General features: G+C 63.4%; 6 protein-coding genes. 2 read left to right on the top strand and 4 right to left on the bottom strand.

From position 1 onward, the window contains the following. Together M9890_15345 and M9890_15340 are read left to right on the top strand one after the other, a co-directional pair. Positions 1-1,064, top strand: a 1,064-nt coding sequence (locus M9890_15345) for a M20/M25/M40 family metallo-hydrolase (GenBank protein ID MCO5178329.1), incomplete at its 5' end; no start/stop codon positions are given. Beyond that, the gene (locus tag M9890_15340) at positions 1,061-1,828 is read left to right on the top strand and encodes an SDR family oxidoreductase (GenBank protein MCO5178328.1); all 768 of its coding nucleotides are present in this window, start codon (positions 1,061-1,063) and stop codon (positions 1,826-1,828) included. The genes M9890_15345 and M9890_15340, both read left to right, overlap by 4 nt. 289 nt (positions 1,829-2,117) lie before the next feature. Here the strand turns inward: M9890_15340 and M9890_15335 are convergent, their stop codons facing one another. From M9890_15335 to M9890_15320, 4 genes are all read right to left on the bottom strand, one after another. Next, positions 2,118-2,990, bottom strand: a complete 873-nt coding sequence (locus tag M9890_15335) for a ParB/RepB/Spo0J family partition protein (GenBank protein MCO5178327.1) — start codon at positions 2,988-2,990, stop codon at positions 2,118-2,120. Beyond that, positions 2,983-3,768, bottom strand: coding sequence for a ParA family protein (locus tag M9890_15330; protein MCO5178326.1), 786 nt, complete (start codon positions 3,766-3,768; stop codon positions 2,983-2,985). Before M9890_15330 ends, M9890_15335 begins: the two co-directional genes overlap by 8 nt. Positions 3,769-4,307: 539 nt before the next feature. Beyond that, positions 4,308-4,496 (bottom strand): hypothetical protein, encoded by a 189-nt coding sequence (locus tag M9890_15325; protein MCO5178325.1) that lies wholly within the window; start codon positions 4,494-4,496, stop codon positions 4,308-4,310. After that, a complete protein-coding gene (locus tag M9890_15320; GenBank protein ID MCO5178324.1) occupies positions 4,486-4,812 on the bottom strand; it encodes a hypothetical protein in 327 nt (108 codons plus the stop codon). Before M9890_15320 ends, M9890_15325 begins: the two co-directional genes overlap by 11 nt. Between the last annotated feature and the right edge of the window lie 231 nt (positions 4,813-5,043).

Below are 5,043 nucleotides of genomic sequence, written 5' to 3'. Positions count from 1 at the left end.
TCGATTCCGTGATGTATGGACGCGGGACGACTGACGCGAAGGGTAACCTGCTCTGCCACCTGCGAGCGATTGCTGCCTATCGCGATTCCGGCGTCGATCTGCCGTGCAACATCAAGTTCGTGTTCGATGGCGAGGAAGAGAGCGGTAGCCCGAGCCTGCCCGGTTGGGTGAAGGCGAATACGGAGCTGCTGAAGGCCGACGCGGCGCTGTCGTTCGATGGCGGATTCGGCGGGAGCAATCGACCGCGGATCAACTTCGGGTCGAGCGGATTGCTGTTCGTGGAGATTCGGGCGCGGGGAGCAGAAAAGGATCTGCACTCGGCGCGAGCGCGGCTGGTGCAGAATCCGGCCTGGCGGCTGGTCTGGGCGCTGTCCCAACTGAAGGGGCCGGACGGGCGGATCAACCTTCCGGGCTTCTACGATGCGATCCGGCCAGTGACGGAGCTGGAGCGCGGGATGCTCGAGCGCTCCGGTTGGGACGACGCGGCGCAGCAGCGCGACCTCGGCGTTGATGCGTTCATCGATGGGGTGAGCGGAGTGGACGCGTACGAGCGTCTGCTGTTCACGCCGACCTGCAATATCGCCGGCTTCAGTACGGGCTGGATGGGTGAGGGGCACAAGACGGTGCTGCCCAGCCAGGCGTCCTGCCGTCTCGATTTCCGGCTGGTAGCAGATCAGGATCCGCAGGCGATTCTGGAAACGCTGCGGACATTCCTTGATGATCACGGTTGCGAGGACTTCGAGCTGGAGGACATGGGATCGATCGAGCCGTCGCGGACAGCGCTGGACAATCCGTTTGCGGATGTCGTCGTCGATGCAGCCAACCAGGTGTACGGGGTTGAGCCGGAGACGCAGCCGACCGGCGACGCGTCGGGACGGCAGGGAGTCTGGCTGGGCGGGATGCTCGGGGGCATTCCGGCGGCTGGGACGGGTGTTGGCCCACCGGCGTGGCGTGGACATGCGGCGAACGAATTCATGGTGCTCGACTATTACCACCGTGGTATCCGCTACGCTGCGACGATCTGGGATCTGTTCGGGCAGCGGATGAAGGGGACCGGAGCATGACGCGTCTTCACGGCAAACGAGTCGTAATCACCGGCGGCTCAACCGGCATTGGTGCGGCGGTGGTGCGGCGGTTCGCTGCCGAGGGCGCGGCGATTGCCATTCTTGATGTGAACACCGAAGCGGCGGAAGCGCTTGCTCGCGACATATCCCAGCCAGGATCGATGGCGTTTGCGATCGGCTGCGATGTGGGGGACGTGGCGGCGGTGGCCGATGCAGTTGAGGCTGCGGCGGATCGGCTCGGCGGGATTGATGTTGTGATGGCTAACGCTGCTGTGGGGACGATCACCGTTGGCGGGACCGTCGAGACGATCGATCCGGAGATGTGGGATCTGGCTTTTGACGTGAACACGCGGGGCGTCTATGCGGTCTGCCGGGCGGCGCTACCGCACCTGCGGGTTCGCGGTGGCTCGATCGTCGTGACCTCGTCGAGCAGTGCGCTGATTGGTGCTGGCGGTGGTCGGCCGACGCACGCATACACGGCGGCGAAGGGCGCGTTGCTCTCGCTCGTGCGGGCGTTGGCGGTGTCGTACGGGCCGGAGGGGATTCGGGTCAACGCGCTGGTGCCAGGTTTCGTGCGGACGCGGCTGACGGCTGATGTCGTGGACGATCCAGCGGCTTTGGCGGGCGCAATCGAAGGTATCCCGTTGCGCCGCATCGCCGAGCCGGACGAGATGGCGCCCTGCGCGCTGTTCCTGGCCAGCGATGAAGCGAGCTTCGTGACCGGCACGATGCTGGTGGCGGATGGTGGGCAGACGATTCAGTAGCGAAGGGCTTGGGGAGGCGACCCGCCTCCATCTGTATCGATGAGGACATTGCTGTCTCCATCATCGCCGTAGGGCGACCCCCGTCCAAGATAATTGCGGTTTAGGCGTGCCTGCACCGCGTCGGCGCCGAAATGAAGGGGCGTATCGCATACGCCTGTTTGACACCGCAACTCATTCGATCCGCAGCCACGATGTCCGGGTGCACCTGCTGGGCGGTCGTGTATCTGGACGGGCGTATGCAATACGCCCCTACATCATGGTTGTGAGCGAAAACAGAGTTTGTGTCCGTTCAATCTTCGAGGCGGCGGAGGAGCATGTCGATGGTTTGCTGGAGGTCGTAGAGGGTGTTGCGAATGCGTTTGCGTTCGGGGGCGGAGGCGGCGATGGCGGGGCCTGTGAGGGTGTCGATCATGTGCTGGAGTGAGCGCGCTTCGCGCAAGATCGGGTCATAGTCGGGTTTCGGTGTGCGGCGGCGTGGCTTGATCGAGCGAGCGTAGGCGGTGATGGCGCTGGGGTTGAGCTCGCCTTCGAGCAGGCGGCGGCCGAGATCCATCTGGTCCTCCTGCGGGAGCGGCTGGGCTGCGCGCGATTGCTTCTCGGAGATGACGCCGCGACGAAGTGCTTCCTGCATTGGCTCGGCGAGCTTTTCAGTGCCGAGGAGCTGGTAGATGCGGCTGCGACGGATGCCGACCGATTCGGCGACCTTCTCCCAGGGAGCGTCATCCATTTGGGCCTTGAGCGCGCGCAGCGCGGCGGCGCGGTCGAGCGCGTTGAGGTCCTCACGCAAGATGTTTTCGACAAGCTGATGGATGAGGCGGCGATCCTCGGGGATGTCGCGGACGACGGCCGGGATCGACTCGATAGCGGCGAGATTGGCTGCGCGCCAGCGGCGTTCGCCGTGGATGATGACGTAGATGTCGCGCTCGGCGTCGTAGCGGACGGCGATCGGCTGGAGGACGCCATCGGTGCGGATTGAGCCGGCCAGCTCTTCGAGCGCCTCAGGATCGAACTCGGTACGCGGCTGGTCGGGGTCCGGCTCGATGCGATCGAGGCGGATGAGCTTGGCCTCGACGAGTTCGGAGACACCAACGCCGCGTGGGCTGGTGTCGGTAAAGAGCGCATCGACGGAGAAGCGTTTGCGGCGCGAGCGTGCCTCAGACATGGGCCGAGCCGATCGGCGAGCTCTCCAGCAGTGCGCCGGCTGCCTCACGGTAGGCGGTCGAGAGCGGAGAGCGCGGCATGTATTCGAGGATTGATGTGCGGGCCGCGACCGATTCAGCACCCTTGACCGACAGCGGCACGGACGGGAGAACCGGCACATCCGGGTAGCGTTCCTGGAGCGCTTCGATCATCTCGTGGACCAGGCGCGATGTGCGCTGGACTTTGGTTGGGAGAAAGCCGACGACTTGCAGGCCCGGATTAAGTCGGCTGACGCGGGCGATCGTGTCGAACAGACGCGGCAGGACCAGCAGCGACAGCGGATGTGGCTCGATCGGAATGACGAGGTCGGTCGCAGCGACGAGTATGTTGATGCTGATGAGGCCCAGGGCCGGAGGCGCGTCGATCAGAATGACGTCAAAGTCTGAGAGATCGGCCGATGCCAGACGCGTCGCGAGCATGCGTTCGCGTTCCAACTCGTTGATGAGCGCCATCTCGGCGGTGGCGAAGTCCGGATGGCTCGGGATCACGAGGACATTGTCGATTGTTGAAGGTACGACCAGCTCGCTGATCGGGATATCGTCGTCGAGAAACAGGTCATAGACGGATGTGTCGAGCGCGGCGACGTCGATGCCGAACGCCATGGTCAGGCTGGCCTGAGGATCCAGATCCATTGCCAGAACGCGGTGGCCGCGCTCGGCAAGAGCAGCGGCGACGTTCAATGTACTCGTGGTTTTTGCAGTGCCGCCCTTCTGATTAAAGAAGGCGATAATGCGGGGCATGGGGCATCCGATCCGGCGCTGTACGTACGTTGACTGTCTGGCATTATACCGGACCAGCCCCGCACCGTCGCCGGAATGTGGCCAGCGATGGCGGGGGAGATCAGTCCTGTCGGCGTGCGTTGCAGGGAGCCGGTCGGGAGATGGTCACGCGGTCACCGACCAGCATGACGACTGGTCCGTAAACCGTCTGGGTGCGAGTGGTACTGCTTCGGGTAGTCATTGCGGAGATTTCCTTTCCAGAGACGCAAGCGACCCGGGCATTGCTACCCGGGCCGGTCAATTGCGTGGCGTTGATGTCCGCTCAAAATCGGGACATCACCATCGTCGATCCGTGACAGGGGAGGCCGTGCTGTGCGCCCGCGTGAGGCGATGTTGTAGGAGAGATGCGCGAACCACTTCTGACCTCCCTTCTGCCACGAACGACGATCGTCTGGGTGGCGAACCATGAAGCTCGCCGACGAACATCATCATAGGCTGGAGGCGATGATGTCGCACCGTCATGCTGGACAGTCGCGACTGTCCGACGGGACAGGTGCTGTCTAGCGACTGATGGCCGCCCGCAGTGTTGTAGACGAGTCGGCGACGAGTGCGCGCATCGAGTCAAGCTCGTTGAGTAGCTCGATGAGGTCATCGCCTTCGAGGAAGCGGACGCCCTCGGCCAACGTGCCGCAGCGCTCGAGGAGCAGAGCCAGCTCGTTGCGGGTCTTGCGCTCCAGGTCAGTGCCCATGCTTACCGCGTCCCTTCTGACGCTTGGCGGCAGTCGGTGGCTCGACAACCACGTCGTCGCCGATCTCGACCATGTCGTTGATGTCGAACTCTTCCATGTCGTATTCAACAATGAGCGAGTCGTTGGCGACGGCGTGGACGGTCTGGAGCGTGTCGAACATCTCGAACGACAGCTCGTCGTAGGCCACCTCGCCGGTGATGTAGTCGTGAAAGAGGGTGCGCATTTCCTCAATCAGTGCTTCGACAATGGCGGCCTTCTCTTCCGGGCTCATGCCGTCGTCCTGTGGATCGCCGACATCGGGTGATTGATGACTCACGTTGGTTGGTCCTCTCTTTGCGGTGGCGCAGTAGACTCACTGTCGCCGATATTGGTGACAATCGTCGCATATCGGTGATGCTGCGCCGAACGTGGCATGATTGCCAGGAGGGGTGTACGGACACCCGTATCGTAACGATGCCTGGCAAGTCGGCCTGTAATTGACGATACGAGAGATGCCGGGGCGGACGGATTTCGACCTCTCGGCGCTCATTCCGGCTGGTTGGAGGAC

The organism is Thermomicrobiales bacterium, from assembly GCA_023954495.1.
Taxonomy (GTDB): domain Bacteria; phylum Chloroflexota; class Chloroflexia; order Thermomicrobiales; family CFX8; genus JAMLIA01.
The sequence above is the reverse complement of the archived record's forward strand: the minus strand, read 5'-3'. Positions and strand labels throughout refer to the sequence as shown.

What these genes read in the sequence shown, in the direction of transcription:
- M9890_15340 (MCO5178328.1), top strand. Translation starts at nt 1,061, where the DNA reads ATGACGCGTCTTCACGGCAAACGAGTCGTAATCACCGGCGGCTCAACC.
- M9890_15335 (MCO5178327.1), bottom strand. Translation starts at nt 2,990, where the DNA reads ATGTCTGAGGCACGCTCGCGCCGCAAACGCTTCTCCGTCGATGCGCTC.
- M9890_15330 (MCO5178326.1), bottom strand. Translation starts at nt 3,768, where the DNA reads ATGCCCCGCATTATCGCCTTCTTTAATCAGAAGGGCGGCACTGCAAAA.
- M9890_15325 (MCO5178325.1), bottom strand. Translation starts at nt 4,496, where the DNA reads ATGGGCACTGACCTGGAGCGCAAGACCCGCAACGAGCTGGCTCTGCTC.